Here is a 17,767-nt window from a genome sequence, read left to right on the forward strand (position 1 = left end):
CTCAGGCAAACAAACGGTCGGTGTTGATAAATCCGCGCTCGTTCTCCGGGCGCGAGGTACGGCAGTGCTCGGCGACGCTGGCGTCGGCGTTCATCCAGCTCAGCTTCAGTGGTTTTGGCGCGTAGTCGGGTGACGGGTCCATCGGGTGTTGCAGGGCAGTGAGGACGACAAGGGTGTCCATCGGTGCATACAGCTCGATGTAATCGCCGGCCTTCGAATGGCCTTCGACGAAATGGAAGCGCCCGGCTTCATCGACGTTGACCCGGCTGAACAGGTTGAGGGTCATCAGCAGGTCGGACAGGCCCAGGCCCCACTTGCCCAGTTCCACCAGCAGGTTGTCGGTGCCGTTGCGAAAGAAGCCGTTGCGCAGTTCCTGATAGCGGCCCTGGCCGTATTTTTCCGCGACCTCTTCAGCGCACAGCACACCGCCGAGGCTGTCGCTCCAGCCGCAGGTGTCGGCGGTGATTGCGGCCAGCACGCGGCCCATGTCCGAGTACAGGCAATGGCCGGTGGTGAGCTTGGCGGTGTGTTGGCATTTGAGGCTGTCGGGCAGGTTCAGGCGTTCGGTTTTTTCGTTGGCGTTGAGCAAGGTCAGGCTGACGTTGGCCCCACCGCGCAGGTCGGTCAGACGCAGCAGTTGCCCGCGCTTCAAGACGAAGGAGCGGTGGCCGCCGCCGGGCAGGGTTTCTTCGGCGAAGGGTGGAAACAGTTGGGTCGAATCAGTCATGGGAGCAGTCCTCTCAGGCAATACGAAGCGTGCCGGCCAGCTCGGCGGGCAGGGCGTCGACGGCGGCGCGTTGGGCGCGGCGGTCGCTGTTCAAAGGGATGTCGTAGGTGATGCGGGCGCCATAGGCGCCGGGGGCGTGCGGGTCGAGGCGGACCTTGTCGAACACCAGCAGGCGAGTGCCGAGGCTGAAGCCTTCGGACAGGTCGTGGGTGACCATGAACACGGTCAGTTGCGTTTCGCGCCACAGCTCCAGCAGCAGCGCGTGCATGTCCTTGCGAATGCCCGGATCGAGCGCGCCGAACGGTTCGTCGAGCAGCAAAACCCGCGGTTTCATGATCAGCGCCTGGGCGATCGCCAGCCGCTGTTGCATGCCGCCCGAGAGCTGCGCGGGGTACTTGTCCAGCGCATGGCCGAGGCCGACTTTTTGCAGCAGCGCCGAAGCCTGTTCGCGGGCGTCTTTTTTCGCGCTGCCGAACAAGCGCCCGAGCAGTGGCGCCCGGGGCAGTTCGAGGCCGAGGGCGACGTTGTCCAGCACACTCAGATGCGGGAACACCGAGTAGCGCTGGAACACCACGCCACGGCTGGCATCCGGCTCGCGCGCCAGTGGCTGGCCGTCGAGCAGAATCTCGCCGCGACTGGCGGTTTCCTGACCGAGCAGCAGGCGCAGGAAGGTCGACTTGCCGCAGCCCGAAGCACCCACCAGCGTGCAGAACTCGCCCTCATTGACGTTGAGGTTCAAGCCTTCGAGCACCACTTGGTCGGCGTATTGCTGCCAGACGTTTTTCACCGTGATGAAGCTCATTTGGCGGCCCCCTCATACCAGGGAAATGCCCGACGGGTCAGGTATTTGAGGCCCCAATCCATCAGCCAGGCGAGCAGGGTGATCCAGACCACGTACGGCAGGATCACGTCCATCGCCAGGTAACGGCGCACGAGGAAAATCCGGTAGCCCAGACCGTCGGTGGAGGCGATGGCTTCGGCGGCGATCAGGAACAGCCACGCCGAACCGAGCATCAGCCGCAGCGAGATCAGCAGACGCGGCAACAGTTGCGGCAGCACCACACGCAGCATCAATGTCCAGGTCGAGGCGCCGAGGGTCTGGGCCTTGATCAGCAGTTCGACGGGGATGTCCCGGGCGCGCTGTTCCAGATCACGGGCGAGGGCCGGGGTAATTCCGATCACGATCAGCATCACTTTCGACAGCTCGCCGAGGCCGAAGACGATGAACAGAATCGGCAGAATCGCCAGCGGTGGCACCATCGACAGCACCGTCAGCAATGGCGACAACGGTGCGCCGAACAGCGGCAGGGTGCCGGCGGCCATGCCCAGGCATAACCCGGCCAGTGCCGCGATGCCGAGCCCGATGGCCAGGCGTCGCAGGCTCGACGCGGTGTCTTGCCAGAGCAGGTATTCACCGGTGCGGCTGTCGGCGTTGAAGGCCAGGCGTTTCACCGCGTCGGTCATCTGCACCGCACTGGGCAGCAGCTTGTCGTTGGGATTGTCCGCCAGGCGCTCGGCCGAGCCCATGAAATAGGCGAACAGCACCAGGGCGAACGGCAGGATCACCAGCAACAGGCGACTCGGGCGATCCGGGTGGCGATTGATCAGGCGCATGGCCAAATCCTCCGTGGCTTACAGCTTGGCGTCAGCGGCCATCTGCACGTAGGTCGGATCGAAACGCAGCTTGAGGTTGCCGGTGTCGCCGCTGGTCACGCCGTTGGCGAAGGTCATGCCGACGGCGCTGGTGTCCTTCGCGCCTTCGCCGAGCAAACCGTGCTGGAACGAGAACTCGGCAACTTTGCGCATGGTTTCCGGCAGTTGCTTGCTGGTGGCGAACGCCAGGGCTTCTTTCGGCGTGGCGAACAGTTTGGTGGTGTCCAGTTGCGCCTGGAATCCGGCCAGATCGGTGCCCGAAGCTTTGGCCATGTGCTCAAGTGCGGCTTTGCCGGCGGCATTTTTGGCGTTCATCAAGTCGACCACTTCGAACCACGCGCCGGTCAGCGCCTTGCCCAGGGCCGGGTTGTCTTTGAGGGTGGCGCTGTTGACCACCATCATGTCCATGATTTCGCCGGGGATCTGGCTGGAGTTGAAAACTTCGGTCACACCGGGTTTGGCCTTGATGTCCGAGAGCATCGGGTTCCAGGTGGTAACGGCGTTGACCTGCTCGGTGTTGAAGGCGGCGGAAATGTCGGCGTCGGAGGTGTTGACCACTTTCAGGTCTTTTTCGGTCAGGTCGACCGAGTCCAGCGCGCGGGCCAGCAGGTAATGCGAGACCGACAGTTCGACCAGGTTGACGTCCATGCCCTTGAGGTCGGCGACTTTCTTGCCTTCGCCCTTGAGGACGATGCCGTCATTGCCGTTGGAGAAATCGCTGACGATCAGCGCGGTGCTGTCGACGCCGCCGGCGGCCGGAATGGTGAGGGCATCCATGTTGGTCATGGTGCAGCCATCGAACTGGCCGGCGGTGTACTGGTTGATCGACTCGACGTAATCGTTGAGTTGCACGACATCAATCTTGATCCCGTACTTCTTCGCCCATTTGTCGACGATGCCCTGGCTGCCGGCGTATTCCCATGGCATCCAGCCGGCGTAGATCGTCCAGCAGACACTGAAGTGGTCTTTCTGCGCGGCGGGGGATTGAGTGCTGATAAACGCGGCGAACGCGGCGGCGAGCAGGGCGGGCAAACGTAGTCGGGACATGGTGGCTTCTCCAGTTGATCGAGGGCGGACAGGAAGGCAACGCGGCACCGCGAACGGTGGCTTGTCTCCCGGGCTTTTGTCCCGCCGTGTAACCTCAACTGGAGGTCGCCAACTCTCGGACCAGCCACTCGCAGATGCGAGCCGGAACCCTAGTCAGCCATTGCAAATTGTGGTGCCGCGAACCTGTGATGACTCCTGCACGGGTTTGTTAAAGCGAGAGGCGTGCCAAGTCGGGACGGGCCCTCTGTTACGGGCTTTCGTGACGTTGCGGCGGATGGCAAACGCCTGTGGGTGCTTTGTGTTGGTGCGCGGTTGCACCGTCATGCAGCGTCCGCTGCCGCTGATCCGATGCCCGAGAGGGTTGGGCACTCGCTGCCGGTCAGCCAGTCAAATCTGATGTCAGCCGGTCTGTGCCGACTGCTGTCACAGGTCTTTCAGGAGGCCGCCATGCGTATTTCAAAATTGCTGCGTCGGGTGCTGCTGGGAGCAGTGCTCGGTCTAGGGCTGTCCGGCTGTTACTACTACGCCGGCGGTTACGATGTTTACTCCACGCCCTACTACTATCCCGGCTATTACTCGCCCTATTACTACGGTGGATATTACGGTCCGCGTTACTACGGTGGCGCTCGCTATTACTACGGCGGCCATGGCTATCGCGGCGGCTACGGACGGGGTTATCACGGCGGCGGATACCACGGTGGGCACCACTAATCAGCGGCTGAATGACGGCGTTTCTGTATGAACAAGGTTTCATCAATCACTTGTTTCAAGTTGTTGCAGAAACGCACCGGATGCCGAAATCGCTGTCAGATATTTCGTCAGTCGCCGAATGAAAGACTGACGCCTGCCAGCGTCGCTGGTGTGGCTACCCGCGGTCCAGGAGGCCGCCATGTATCGCCGAATTCTTCTGTTTACCGTGATGCTTTTTTCCCTTGGCGGATGCGTCCCTTATTCCTACGGAGATGGCTACTACAGCTCAGAGGTCTACACATCGCAGGCACCTTCGTATTACAGCGGTGGCACTTATTACAGCGGCGGCAGCACGTACTACTCGGCGCCGCGCTACTACCAGCCAGCACCGCGCTATTACCAACCGGCTCCACGCTATTACTCGGCGCCTCGTTACTACCAACCGGCCCCGCGCTACTACGAGAACCGTCGCTGGCACGGTCATGATCGCGGACGCTGGGACGACCACCGTCGCGGTGGCTGGGATGACCGCCGGGGTCGTGGCAACTACGACCGTCACAGTGGACGTGGCGACTACAACCGACACGGCAACCGCTGGTAACCCCCCGCAAAAAAGCGGCGCATTGAGCGCCGCTTTTTTTGTGCCTGTTTTTTATGTGGGTGTGGATTGCACCATCTCCTAGGAGGTTCTCGGAACCCTCCTACAGTTTTATTTCTGACCATTTGTTAGCGTTTGTATGCACATGTTGACGTTGAAAAACTTCAATTTCATGGATGTGTATAAGCGCGGGTTATTGCTCAGATATGAATCTTCTTATCATTCATCAGAATTTTCCCGGTCAATTTCGTCATGTGGCGTTGGAAGCATTGCGCAGGTGTCTTGGCGTCATTGCAATTGGACGCGATACAGCGCCAGGTATTGCCGGGATAAAGTTATTTCGATATCGACCATCAAGGAAGATGACTAATGGCGCTCATGACTATTTGCATAAATATGAAGAAGCTGTTTCGGACGGGCAACAAGTTCAACGAATACTGAAGAGGATCAGTCAGGCAGGCTTTTGGCCTGATGTAGTTCTCGCTCATCCTGGGTGGGGTGAATCGCTATTCGTCAAAGATGTTTACCCCGATGTGCCGCTAGTTCATTTCTGTGAGTACTATTACCGAGCGCACGGGGCCGACTCTGGTTTTGATCCTGAATTTCCCTGTGCGATGGACGCGACTTCAAGGCTTAGAGTCTTGAATTCGATGCATCTCCTGAATGTTGAACAGTGTGATGCCGGGATTGCACCTACACAATGGCAGCGCGGTCTTTTTCCTAATACATATCAGTCTAAAATCCGCGTCATTCACGAAGGCATTGTTCAATTTGCCGAATCAGAAAAGGTCGAATCTGTAACGCTGCCGAGTGGGCGCGTGATAAGAGCAGGTCAGCCTATCTTGACTTATGTCGCCAGAAACCTGGAACCTTACCGAGGCTTTCATAGTTTTATGAGATCCATTCCCTATATTCAGGAAAAGTGCCCGAGCGCGCAGGTCATTGTAGTGGGTGGGGATGATGTCAGTTATGGGCGGATGCCCATTGGATACCCGAACTGGCGAAGCAAGATGGTCGCCGAGGTGGATGTTGATATTTCCAATGTTCACTTTGTTGGGAAGTTGCCTTATCAAACATACAGGTCGGTTCTGAGTCTTTCAAAGGCTCACGTGTATTTGACATATCCGTTTGTTTTGTCTTGGTCTCTGTTGGAAGCAATGGCATCTGGCTGTGTTGTCGTAGGTTCAAATACCGCTCCCGTGCAGGAAGTTATCGAAGATGGAATCAGCGGGATACTTGTTGATTTTTTTGACGCTGAAGAAATCGCCACGGCAGTGTGCAGGGTTTTAACGTCTTTCGCTGGTTTTGAGTCTATGAAGGATGCGGCGAGGTTGAAGGCAAGCGAATTCGATGTGGTTAAAGGAGTAAGCGGTTACTTTGGAGTGTTTAAGGAGTTGATGAGGTGAGTTGTTTCAAGTGATGTGATTGGTCATTTTAAAATGGAGATTTGAAATGCTTAAGATGTCTCGCAAGGAAGTTTTTCGCCAGTGCAGAAGGGGAGTTAAATATGGCGTGTTATTAGCGATCTGTTATTGGGTCGTTGATTTCTGTATTCGATGGGAGGAGGCCGCAGTAGCGCGCGAGATTTATCAGAAGAAACAAGGGGCGTGCAGCAGGAAGCTGGCGGGTATGGAGCAGGTCCCGATACTTGGCGGCAGCCTGCTGGACCGGACAAAGATTCCCGGATTCCATTTTGGATCGACATTAAGGAGCGACGGCTCCTGTATTGCCGATCTTCTTTCAGGGTCATTCTGGTGGACGGGAAAAGAACTGTTTCCGGAATATGAAGCTCACGGGGTAGAACCACCCATTAGTTGGACGTATTACAATGTTTCCGCCAGACTTTACACCAGAAGGGATACCACGGAGCCGCATAATATGGGCGGACGGCATGTGGATTGGCCGGATGATCTGGTTGTAAAACTGAAGAACTATCCAGGCCTTGAACTTTGGCTTACCGCGCCACCACCCAGTATCAAAAATGAATTCTCTGTTGTAACTTTTGTTATGCAGGACTGGCGCCGGCGTGATGGAACGCCACGGAGGATAAATTGTAATGGTTTGAATTCGCCAGAATCTAAAGCTTCGGCCAGTGGTTTGAGTAAAGCATATCTTTTGAAAATGAATAAGGAGCAGTTGGAGAATTTGGAGTTTGGGAGTTTACGTACGTATTGTACGGTCGAGTTGCACCATTTCGACTTTGCAGGTGGGGATGCTCGCATACATTTGGGTACCGAGGGCTTGCGGGGTGCTCCAGAAGCGCTTAAGGCTGTCAGCGACTATCTTTCACATTCAATTATTACAGGGAAGTGAATATGAGCTATATATTCAGTGATTTGGAAAAGTCGGAAATTTTGCAGGCTGCAAATATTTGTGAGGGAATGAAATTCAATGTCGAGGAGGAAAAGTATATTGCGATGGCAGTGGAGGGGCGAAGCTGTGCTGTACTTTATCGCACATTGTCGAATATTTTGGGTGAGAAATTTTTAGACGGTTCTGCGTTCGATGAGAACGTAATGGGAATTTTTAAAGATGCCAAACTCTGGCTCGATGTAGCAATTGATGCAAATGGCGGGGTGGGCGCTTACTCTGCGTTGATCCGAGCCTACACCCTGCGGCAGGGGGAATTGAGGTTAAATAAAAAAATCAGCGATTCGAAGATGCAAGAGTCATCTAATCAGGTGGCTGTCAATCTCATGAATACGTTGATAAAAGGCTCCGTTGAACATGATTTGGCTCCATGGACTGTGCCCTCCATAAGCCAAATTGCAGAAATCGATGCGAGCGCGATTGGTGAAGTACTATTTCGTGATGATATTGGCAACGTTGATACAGCGACCCGTCATAACGCCGGATGGTCTGGAACAATCGGCTTCAGCCTGTTGGGTGGAGAAAAACCATATGAAACTTGGAGGTTGATCTCCGCCGGTGATCCGGACTCCCACATCAAAGGTAATCATGATCTTGCTAAGGTCAATAGGCTGGACGATCTAAAGAATATTCTGTTTGCCGTGGACTCATACAGTGTTGCATTGCACGCTGTGATCAAGAATTTCGGACTGAATATCGTCGAGAGCCTGTTTTCAGTCCTGCCCGAACAGATAAACATCGCTCTTGCCAGTGGCAGCATTAATCCGCTGATTCAGCATGTGGTGAAAGGTACGCCCATCTCACCTATTGTCAGCCTGATATTGCGATATAACCTGAATGATTTCTTTGACATGCTCAGGCGAACCTACGACGGAAACTCGGCCGCCACACCTACCACCGACGAAACCTTCGCCTCCAACGCCTACACATTTTTCTCCGCACTTTCTCCGTCTCAATCGCAAAGCATCGTTACCAGAACCATTGGCGAGTATGGCAGTGCCAAGGACTGGGCAACGTTGGCCAGTCAGGCAACGCCAATCGGCGCCGCGTTACGCAATTCCCTCAAGCAACTAAGCGAAATCGTGATTGAGCGGGCCGACGGTTTTTCCGGACGCGAACTGGAGCTTTACGATCCCGAAACGGGGGAGGGTTTCATCACTGAGCAGTGGCTTGCTGATCGCTCGGAAATGCTGGCCCGGCTGATTGCCCGAACCAATGGATCGTTCGGTCGAAATACTGTCCAGACCTTTTCCTATTCGGATTTGGCTTCGGGCAAACAGGCCCCGATGACCACAGGCGTCTCAAACCCTCTGGTCATGTTTGGTGATGATGGCGGACGATCATTTGGTGGCGGAACGAATACCGATCATCTTTACGGCGGTGGCGGCAACGATTCAATCAGCGGACTTTCCGGTAATGATTTTATCCAGGGGGCTCGCGGCAATGACTCTTTAACAGGCGGCGATGGCAATGATGTGTTGTACGGTATGGCCGGTGATGATGTGTTGGTGGGTGGCAAGGGTAACGACTCTCTCAGTGGTGGGCCGGGTAACGATCGGTATGAGTTCTCCAGCGGAGATGGAATCGACGAAATTTTTGATGCGCACGTTGGGGGCGCGTTGCTGATAAATGGACTTCCGATCCCACCTCTCGAACGCAGTGCTCCGCTCAGCAATATCTGGCTTACGGAAGATCGAGCCATCAGCTTGACGCTCATTGAAGATCTGGCTGAAAACACGCTGAACATTCAATACGGACTGAGTGATCTCATCGTCATAAAGAACTTCAAGCCGGGGATGCTCGGCATTGATCTTCCTGATTACCAGGACCAGGCGTTCCCCGCTCCCGATCTGGTCCTTCAAGGCGACTGGAAAATTAAAGATAACGACCCCAATGTTCGCGGAGATCAGCCTTCCTACGATGAATTGGGCAACGCCTTGCTTTTGCCTAATGTTAAGCAGAGGAACAAAGCCGACTTGCTTTATGGATCACCGAAAGACGACCTGATCGTTGGTCTTGGCGGTTCTGACCGATTGTTTGGCAAAGACGGGAACGACCGCTTGTTCGGCGACAAGCAGTCGACGCTCGAAAAAGCCTTGGCTGATGCCGCAAAGGGAAAGGCCAGCCGCGGCGACTGGCTGGATGGTGGGCAGGGTGATGACCTGCTTGTCGGCACTGCCTCGCGAGACGTGCTGCTCGGCGGGATCGGTCGAGACACCTTGGTCGGGGGAGCTGGTGATGACAATTTATCCGGTGATGAAGCAACGGGCGCACATGAGCAAAATTGGGAATACAAGCAAATCAACGTTCAAATCCCCGGTGGAGTCACTAGCTTTCGTACCGTCTTCGAGAACTCCTCTTTGAACCAACCCTTGGAGGGAGGCGATGACGTTCTCTATGGCCAAGGGGGCCGGGACTTTATCAATGGAGGCTGGGGAGATGATCTGCTTGACGGCGGAAGTGAAGACGACACGTTGGCCGGGGAGGGAGGTAATGACACGCTGGCTGGCGGGAGTGGCAATGACACATTGTTTGGAGACAACCTCGATTGGAGTGGCGGTCTCCACGGCAGCCATCATGGCAACGATTTTTTGCAGGGCGGCGATGGCGATGACGCTCTAGCCGGCAACGGTGGTAACGACGTGCTGTACGGTGGCGCTGGCAATGATGTTCTGAACGGAGATGACAGCGTACTGCAAGGAATTTCGGGTGATGCGTCGCATTTTTTCGGGAGTGATTTTCTGGATGGCGGCGCGGGGGACGATACCCTCTGGGGCGGAGGTGCGGATGACTTACTTTTCGGTGGCAGCGGTAACGACGAATTGGTCGGTGATTACCATGAACACCCGATTCGTTATCACGGTGATGATTATCTCGATGGCGGTGCGGGTGACGACACACTCCGTGGGTTGGGTGGCTCCGACACACTGGTAGGCGGATCAGGTGCAGATGCTCTGGATGGCGATGAGCCCAACTTGAAAGCGGGAGGAACCAACGATGACCACATTCAAGGTAATTCAGGAAACGATACGCTCTGGGGTGGTTTGGGCGCCGATACGCTCTTGGGCGGTGCCGATGATGACTTTTTGGTGGGGGACTACGAGCTAACATCCGAAGCAGAACATGGCGCCGATTATCTTGACGGCGGCTCAGGCAACGACATTTTGCTGGGCAGTGGTGGAAACGACACGCTGGTTGGCGGGGAGGGAGTCGATTATTTGCGCGGCGGCCCTGGCGATAACGTGTTTGAGGGTGGCGCCGGCAACGATTATCTGGAAGGGATGCAGGGCAACGATGTTTTCTACTTCGGAGTAGGCGATGGACTGGATGTTGTTACCGATACAGGTGGCAACAATGTCGTAAGTTTTGGTGATGGATTTTCTGCGGAGAACTTGCAGGCCAAGATCGTCAATCTTGATGTGGGCACGGCGTTGCGGCTGTCGAATGGTATTGGTGACGCGCTTCTGATTCTTCACCATGAAAAGTGGGCAGGTTCTACGTTCAGGTTAAGCGACGGCGTGATCCTGAATTTCCAGGATGTAATCAAATTAACGGTGCAACCGGTAGATGTAAGAGATCCGTCCGCGACAATTGCTACGGTGCCCGATGCCGGAAAAATGCAGGACATTGAGAGCGAAGCAGTCGTCCAGACACTGCCCGATGACTTAGCCGCTTCTACTGAGAGGGAAGGTAGTGAAACCAGTCGTCACATCGACTGGGATAGCCTTTTTCTTTCGGAACTGAAAGCAAAGCGCTCAGCGGACAGGCAGGCATCAGGATTTGCACTGAACGATCAGGGTGTTTGGGTTAGAAGTCATATTGCTACCGACGAAAGTGGTTATGCCATCAGCGCCGAATTGATCCATGAGGACGTTGAAGCCGGGGTCTTCTCCAAGACACCTGAGTGGATGGGAGCGATTGCCGCTGACGCCGTGGTGACTGAAAGGCAGTCAATTTCTGCAACGAAAACCACGTTCAAGTTTGTAAAAGCTGAAACTGCGCAATTACCGAAACAAAAGCCAAAATATTACCCGTCTGGCTCCAGTTATTCGGGGTTCTCGTTCAACGTGGGTGATGCTGTAGTCGAAGATATAGACCACTCGGGCGCCATTAAGGGGTGGTACGTGTACCCCGCTGGCAGTTTTGAAAATCATGAAACTGTTCGTAAAGCGTTTCGCTGGAGCTCTACTACCCAAACGATCAAGCAAAAAGTTGTTCATGGTAATGACGCTGGCGGCAGGGTAAATCTCGAAGTGGGAAATCTCTTTCATGGCGGTGCAGGAGATGACTTGGTGGTTACCTATGCTGATTCAGTGCTTGAGTACGGCGGAGTGAACGATAGGATCCCGGGTGCATTTTTATCGGCTGGCGCAGGCAACGACACGCTGCTCGGCTCTGCGGGAACCGATTATTTGATCAGTGGGCCGGGAGAAGATTGGCTTTACGGCGAAAACGGTCCCGACACTTACATAGTTGAAGCGCATGATGGCGCAACCACCATTATTGCCGACGTGCTTAACCCTGTTTTTTTGCGTCCCGAGGTTGGAGTCTCTGGGTGGCATGAAGAGTTTGCGGGGCTTGATGTTGATACAGTCGTTCTTCCGGAAGAGGCGAAACCAGATAAGTTGAAGCTAACCTGGGGCGCTGTGTTGGTTGAGACGGTAAATATTGAACTCTCACCGGCCCCACTGCGTGGTGCTCATCGTCAACCGCCTCGGGCCCAAATGCTGTACACCGCACTCGATATCGAATGGGGCGGAACTCAAAAAGTACGAATCGTTTTGCCCAATCCGAACGATCTCAGTGGTTCCGGAATTGAAAGGTTGAGGTTTGCTGATGGCTCGAGCATCAATTTTAAAGACGTCGTTAGCCGCTTAGGCATTGCCCCCGATACTTATCATCATGGCATCACCGTTCAGTACGCTACTCAGGTTAAGTCTTTTCGAGACAACCGTTTTCTACCGCTCGTGGGCGGTCGCGGTAATGACACCCTCAGCGGCGCTGGTGAAATAAGAGGGATGCAAGGAGATGATCTGCTCGGCGGTGGTTCAGGCGATGACGTGCTTTACGGTGGGCCGGGCAATGACACCTTGTCCGGTGGCGGGGGCAATGATGTTTATAAATATGATGGTCTCGGACGAGATCTGGTAGTCAATGCCGGTGGCGGAACCGACGGTATAGACTTTTCGGAGGTCGGACTGTCGATTGATCAACTCAAGTTTCACCGTGAACGGGATGATCTCGTCATCGTAGTGAGTTATGGCATGTCTCCAAAGATACGTGTCTCCGAACACTTTTCAGGAGACGATGCCGCTATCAGCTTCATCAGCGTTCAAGGAGAAGAGGGCGCTGTTAAAAGTTACACGGCGAACCAACTCGCTGAGCTTTTGCACCCTCTACCTCCGTTACGGGACGTAGAGGACATCTTGCCGAGAAATGATGAGGAGGCGTTGCGGGCAATGAAGGAAATAATCGCGTTTTACGAGTTGAATGTTTGATCGCAGATAGTTTCGCAACGGGCTCAAACTTCCCGCGACAGAGCTTAGGAGACTGCCATCGCGGGCAATGATCGGTTTTAGTATTGCGACAGATCCGCCAGCGGATGCCGCCCCTCCCACACCTTATGAAAGTGCGCCTCGACCACCGCGTCCGGCACCCGGGCGATGTCCGGCCAGTGCCAGTGCGGTTTGTGATCCTTGTCGATCAGTCGCGCCCGGACACCTTCGCTGAATTCCGGATGCCGGCAGCAATTGAGGCTCAGGGTGTATTCCATCTGAAAGACTTCGGCCAGCGACATGTGGCGGGCGCGGATGATCTGTTCCCAGACCAGATGCGCGGTAAGCGGCGAACCTTCACTCATGGTTTTCGCGGCACGGGCAATCAACGGGTCGCTGCTGTCGCGATGCAGGCTGATGGCTTTCCAGGCGCAGGTCACGTCGCTGACATCCAGCCATTCATCGATCTGCTGCCGACGCGGCAGCCATTGCGCCTCGGGCATCTGCGCCACGGCTTCCTGCTGCAGCGCCTTGAGCAGGCTGTTGAGCTGCATGGCGGTCTGTTCCTGCCAGTTCAACTGCAACAGGCCGTCGATCAGTTCCTGCTGCTGTTCGTCGAGCAGGAAGCGGTCGGCCAGGTCCAGATCGATCGCATCACGACCGTTCATGCGCGCGCCGGTCAGGCCGAGGAACAAACCGAGCTTGCCCGGCAGTCGTGACAGGAACCAACTGGCACCGACATCCGGGTACAGGCCGATACTGATTTCCGGCATCGCCAGACGACTGCTCGGCGTGACGATCCGGATGCTCGCGCCTTGCAACAGGCCCATGCCGCCGCCGAGTACATAACCATGACCCCAACAGATCAACGGTTTCGGATAGGTGTGGAGGCTGTAGTCCAGGCGGTATTCAGCGTTGAAAAACTGGGCGGCCAGCGGCGGCACCTCACCGGGATGGGCCCGGCAGGCTTCCACCAGGCTGCGGACTTCGCCGCCGGCGCAGAACGCCTTGGCGCCGTTGCCGCGCATTAGCACGCAGACGATTTGCGGATCCTTTGCCCAGGCGTTCAGTCTGTCGCTCAGGGCGTGGATCATCGGCAGGGACAGCGCATTGAGCGACTTTTCGGCATCCAGCGTGGCCACGCCGATGCGCGCGCCGTCGGTGCCGGTGAGTTCTTCGAAGTGCAGATTCATCGTGACCTCGATCGGGAATTTGAACGATCAGTATGATCGCTGTGTGGGAAAGTGCCGGATCTGCGTCAGATCAATTGACAAGCGTGGTCGGCTTTCCTAGGGTTCGCCCCATTGTTTTTGCCGGGTATGACCATGACTGCTGACGACCGTATCAAACTCGAACCGAGCTGGAAGGAGGCACTGCGTGCCGAATTCGACCAGCCCTACATGGCAGAGTTGCGCACTTTTCTGCAGCAGGAGCGGGCGGCCGGCAAGGAAATCTATCCGCCGGGCCCGATGATCTTCAACGCGTTGAACTCGACGCCGCTGGACAAGGTAAAAGTGGTCATCCTCGGCCAGGATCCGTACCACGGCCCGGGCCAGGCCCACGGCTTGTGCTTTTCGGTGCAACCGGGCGTGCCGGCGCCGCCATCGCTGGTCAACATCTATAAAGAGTTGAAGCGCGACCTGAACATCGACATCCCCAATCACGGCTATCTGCAGAGCTGGGCCGATCAGGGTGTGCTGATGCTCAACACCACCATGACCGTCGAGCGGGCCAACGCCAATGCGCACAAGGACAAGGGCTGGCAGTTCTTCACGGATCGGATCATTGAAGTGGTCAGCCAGAAACAGCCGCATCTGGTGTTCATGCTCTGGGGCGCCCATGCGCAGAGCAAGCAGAAGCTGATCGATGCCACCAAACATCTGGTACTGACCTCGGTGCACCCGTCGCCGCTGTCGGCTTATCGCGGTTTCCTTGGTTGCGGGCATTTCAGCCGCACCAATAAATTCCTGGAGCAGAATGGCGAAGCGCCGATCGAGTGGCGCCTGCCGTCGGTGGTCTGATGCTCAGGGGCTGGCGGCTAATTTCGTTCCCACGTCGAGGCGTCGAACCGTCCGCGTGGGAATGCCTCAATGGACGCTCTGCGTCCGCTTTGGGACGCGGAGCGTCCCGGGCTGCATTCCCACGCAGAGCGTGGGAACGATCAAAAACCGGCTCAGGCTTCGGGATTACGGTTCCAGTATTTGAACAACGGTTCCGCCAGAAACAACACGAACAGCAGCCGCATCACCTGCATTGCGGTCACCAGCGGCACCGACAGTTGCAGGGTTTCCGCCGTCAGACTCATCTCGGCGATCCCGCCGGGCATCATGCCCAACGTCAGCGAGCGCAGGTCCAGATGGGTCAGCGCACTCAATCCCAACGCCGCCAGTGTCGCGATCAACATGGTGAGTGCCGTGCCGATCAACGTGCGCCCCATGAACGATGGCGCGCGGCGGAAGAACTGGCGGTTGAAGTGGCAACCCAGCCCACTGCCGATCAACCACTGGCCGATCTGGCTGCCGCCATTGGGCAGGCCGATGTGCAGGTCCCAGCCGATGCTCACCGCCGCGCTGACCAGCAGCGGACCGAACAGCCATGGGTTAGGTTGACGCAGACGTTGCCAGAGCCAGGCGAGCAGGCCGCCCGCCGGAAAAAGAATCGCCAGCCAGCGCCAATCGACGCTGCCGGCGTGTGAAATCGGGGTGCCGTCACCCAGCAGATACTTGAACGCCGCCGGAACACACAACACCACCACCAACACCCGCAGACTCTGCCCGGCCGCGACATGGCTGAGCAGCGCGCCGTTGCGGGCGCCGAGGTTGACCATCTCCCCGGAGCCGCCGGGCATGCTGGAGAAAAACGCCGTGGCGCGATCCTCGCCGGTGCGGCGCATCAGCCACACGCCGACCACCGCTGACAGGCTGGTGACCAGCGCGCCGAAGAAGATCAGGCCGAAGTGGCCGAGCACCTGCTCCATCACCAGCGGGGTGAAATGCAGGCCGATGCCGATCCCGACGATCCACTGGCCGCACTTGCGGCCGCCAGGGATTTCGGTCAATTGCCACGGGGTCAGGCAGCGCACCAGGATGATCGCCAGCAACGAGCCGACCATCCACGGCAGCGGCCAGCCGATCTGGCTGGCGATGTAACCGCCAAGCAGACCGACCAGCGGGGTTCCCCACCAGGTTTTGAGGGAGAGCCGATCAGACATCGGCAACGGCGCGTTGCGCGGCCGAGCGTTTGCGCCAGATGCGCAGCAGCGGCATCAGCAACATGATGGCAGTCAACACCCAGACGCCGAAGGTGATCGGGCTCGACCAGAGAATCTCCAGCGCACCGTTGGAAATCGACAGCGCCCGGCGCAGGTTCTGCTCCATCAGCCCGCCGAGGATGAACCCCAGCAGCACTGGCGACAGCGGGAAATCCAGTTTGCGCAGGATGTAGCCGAAGATGCCGATGCCGACCATCAGGAACAGGTCGAACGTGGTCGCGTGTACGGCGTACACACCGATCCCGGTGATGATCGCGATCACCGGCACCAGTGCCCAGTTCGGCACGGCGAGGATGCGGGTGAAGATGCGGATCATCGGGATGTTCAGAATCACCAGCATGATGTTGGCGATGAACAGCGAGGCGATCAGGCCCCAGACGATGTCCGGTTGTTGCTGGAACAGCAGCGGGCCGGGAGTGATGTTGTACAGCGACAGGGCGCCGATCATCACCGCCGTGGTGCCCGAACCCGGAACGCCGAGGGTCAGCATCGGCACCAGCGCGCCGCAAGCGGAGGCACCGATGGCGGTTTCCGGTGCGGCGAGGCCGCGGGCGTCGCCCTGGCCAAACTTGCCGCTGGCGCCGGCGATGCGTTTCTCGGTCATGTAGGCCACGGCGCTGGCGAGGGTCGCACCGGCACCCGGCAACACGCCCATGATGAAACCGAGCAGGCCGCAACGGATGTTCACCACGAACACCGACGCCGCTTCCTTGAAGTTGAACATCATCCGCCCGGTGGCTTTCACCGCTTCCTGGCCGCGATGGGTTTTCTCCAGCAGCAGAAGGATTTCGCTGATCGAGAACAGGCCTAGTACCAGCACCACGAACTGAATGCCGTCAGTCAGGTGAATGTTGTCGCCGGTGAAGCGATAAACACCGCTGTTGGCGTCAATGCCGACGCTGGACAGGAACAGGCCGATCAACGCCGCGATGAAGGTTTTCAACGGTCGGTCACCGGCCATGCCGCCGAGACAGACAATCGCGAACACCATCAACACGAAGTATTCCGCCGGACCGAAGGCAATCGCCCATTTCGCCAGCAGCGGGGCGAACAGCACCATGCCGCAGGTGGCGATGAAGGCGCCGATGAACGAACTCCATGCCGACAACGACAGCGCCACGCCAGCCAGGCCTTTGCGGGCCATCGGGTAACCGTCGAGGGTGGTCATCACGGTGGAGGCTTCGCCCGGAATGTTCAGCAGGATCGAGCTGATCCGGCCGCCGTATTCGCAACCCAGATAAACCGCTGCCAGCAGGATCAGTGCCGATTCCGGCGGCAGCCCGAGGGCGAATGCAATCGGGATCAGCAACGCCACGCCATTGATCGGGCCCAGGCCCGGCAACAACCCGACCACGGTGCCGATCAACGTGCCGGTCAGGGCCGTGACCAGGTTGTACGGACTCAGCGCGACGCCGAAGCCCTGACCCAAATAACCGAGAGTATCCATATCAGTTCTCCAGAACGTCGAGCAGGCCGAGGGGCAGCGGTACGTCCATCACGCGGTCGAACAGCACGTACAAACCAATCGCCATCAGCGTCGTGACAATGACGCTGGGCACCCAGCGCCCGCCATACAGGCGCGCCATCGGAATACCGATCAGAATGCTGCTGAGGATGAAGCCCAGCGGTTCGAACAAACCGGCGAACACCAGCAGCAGGGCGACGCAGATCGCGATCTTGGTCAGGGTTTCGCGATCCAGCGGCGGTTCGTCCTCGCTGTGTTTGATCGGCGCCGGGCGGAACACCATGTACAGCAGCGCCAGGCTCATCAGGCCGAGCATCAGCAATGGAAACGCCCGAGGGCCCACCGGTTCGTAGGAAAAAGCCGCCTGATACGGCCACGCCATCAGTGCCAGGCCGGCACAGGCCAGCAACAGCACCGAGGCAAAAATGCGTTGAATAAGCATGAGGGAACT

14 protein-coding genes and 1 riboswitch are annotated in these 17,767 nt (G+C 57.2%); of the genes, 6 read left to right on the forward strand and 8 right to left on the reverse strand.

The genetic code is table 11. The annotated features are described in order from the left end of the window. Position 1: 1 nt before the first annotated feature. Genes AC07Y2_RS21325 through AC07Y2_RS21340 form a run of 4 tightly spaced genes read right to left on the reverse strand, consistent with a single transcriptional unit; the run spans position 2 to position 3,427 of the window. Positions 2-727, reverse strand: coding sequence for an urea amidolyase associated protein UAAP1 (locus tag AC07Y2_RS21325; protein ID WP_074691078.1), 726 nt, complete (start codon positions 725-727; stop codon positions 2-4). Positions 728-740: 13 nt separating this feature from the next. Further along, on the reverse strand, positions 741-1,529 hold the full coding sequence (locus AC07Y2_RS21330; protein WP_103386817.1) for an ABC transporter ATP-binding protein: 789 nt from the start codon (positions 1,527-1,529) through the stop codon (positions 741-743). After that, positions 1,526-2,341: an ABC transporter permease gene (locus AC07Y2_RS21335; protein WP_039772710.1), complete on the reverse strand. Its 816-nt coding sequence runs from the start codon at positions 2,339-2,341 to the stop codon at positions 1,526-1,528. The genes AC07Y2_RS21330 and AC07Y2_RS21335 overlap by 4 nt, the downstream gene beginning before the upstream one ends. Before the next feature lie 18 nt (positions 2,342-2,359). Continuing rightward, the gene (locus tag AC07Y2_RS21340) at positions 2,360-3,427 is read right to left on the reverse strand and encodes a putative urea ABC transporter substrate-binding protein (RefSeq protein ID WP_103386818.1); all 1,068 of its coding nucleotides are present in this window, start codon (positions 3,425-3,427) and stop codon (positions 2,360-2,362) included. 63 nt (positions 3,428-3,490) lie between these two features. Next, positions 3,491-3,591: riboswitch (guanidine-I (ykkC/yxkD leader) on the reverse strand. Positions 3,592-3,874: 283 nt separating this feature from the next. On the opposite strand from AC07Y2_RS21340, the gene AC07Y2_RS21345 reads away from it, so the two are divergent. The 5 genes from AC07Y2_RS21345 to AC07Y2_RS21365 all read left to right on the forward strand — a co-directional run bounded on the left by AC07Y2_RS21345 (position 3,875) and on the right by AC07Y2_RS21365 (position 12,583). Beyond that, positions 3,875-4,138, forward strand: coding sequence for a hypothetical protein (locus tag AC07Y2_RS21345; RefSeq protein ID WP_064383076.1), 264 nt, complete (start codon positions 3,875-3,877; stop codon positions 4,136-4,138). 178 nt (positions 4,139-4,316) lie between these two features. Continuing rightward, positions 4,317-4,718, forward strand: a complete 402-nt coding sequence (locus tag AC07Y2_RS21350) for a hypothetical protein (protein ID WP_074691080.1) — start codon at positions 4,317-4,319, stop codon at positions 4,716-4,718. 203 nt (positions 4,719-4,921) lie between these two features. Further along, on the forward strand, positions 4,922-6,121 hold the full coding sequence (locus AC07Y2_RS21355) for a glycosyltransferase family 4 protein (protein ID WP_103386820.1): 1,200 nt from the start codon (positions 4,922-4,924) through the stop codon (positions 6,119-6,121). 46 nt (positions 6,122-6,167) lie between these two features. After that, positions 6,168-7,028 carry a hypothetical protein gene (locus AC07Y2_RS21360; protein WP_103386821.1) on the forward strand — a complete coding sequence of 287 codons (861 nt, stop codon included), beginning with the start codon at positions 6,168-6,170 and terminating at the stop codon, positions 7,026-7,028. A 2-nt stretch (positions 7,029-7,030) separates the two neighbouring features. Further along, positions 7,031-12,583: a calcium-binding protein gene (locus tag AC07Y2_RS21365; protein ID WP_103386822.1), complete on the forward strand. Its 5,553-nt coding sequence runs from the start codon at positions 7,031-7,033 to the stop codon at positions 12,581-12,583. 77 nt (positions 12,584-12,660) lie between these two features. Here AC07Y2_RS21365 and dspII read toward each other — a convergent pair whose 3' ends face one another. After that, positions 12,661-13,773 (reverse strand): enoyl-CoA hydratase/isomerase DspII, encoded by a 1,113-nt coding sequence (dspII, locus tag AC07Y2_RS21370; protein ID WP_103386823.1) that lies wholly within the window; start codon positions 13,771-13,773, stop codon positions 12,661-12,663. A 132-nt stretch (positions 13,774-13,905) separates the two neighbouring features. Here dspII and ung point away from each other — a divergent pair, with 132 nt between their 5' ends. Continuing rightward, positions 13,906-14,601, forward strand: coding sequence for a uracil-DNA glycosylase (ung, locus tag AC07Y2_RS21375; RefSeq protein WP_064384152.1), 696 nt, complete (start codon positions 13,906-13,908; stop codon positions 14,599-14,601). Positions 14,602-14,753: 152 nt separating this feature from the next. Here ung and AC07Y2_RS21380 read toward each other — a convergent pair whose 3' ends face one another. The 3 genes from AC07Y2_RS21380 to AC07Y2_RS21390 are packed head-to-tail and all read right to left on the reverse strand — an operon-like array spanning position 14,754 to position 17,758. Continuing rightward, complete coding sequence (locus AC07Y2_RS21380) at positions 14,754-15,791, reverse strand: AbrB family transcriptional regulator (RefSeq protein WP_103386824.1); 1,038 nt, start codon at positions 15,789-15,791, stop codon at positions 14,754-14,756. Beyond that, positions 15,784-17,298 (reverse strand): tripartite tricarboxylate transporter permease, encoded by a 1,515-nt coding sequence (locus tag AC07Y2_RS21385; RefSeq protein WP_103386825.1) that lies wholly within the window; start codon positions 17,296-17,298, stop codon positions 15,784-15,786. Before AC07Y2_RS21385 ends, AC07Y2_RS21380 begins: the two co-directional genes overlap by 8 nt. A 1-nt stretch (position 17,299) precedes the next feature. Beyond that, positions 17,300-17,758: a tripartite tricarboxylate transporter TctB family protein gene (locus AC07Y2_RS21390; protein ID WP_074691086.1), complete on the reverse strand. Its 459-nt coding sequence runs from the start codon at positions 17,756-17,758 to the stop codon at positions 17,300-17,302. Positions 17,759-17,767 lie beyond the last annotated feature (9 nt).

The sequence above is a fragment of the Pseudomonas sp. GW456-12-1-14-TSB6 genome, from assembly GCF_059424205.1.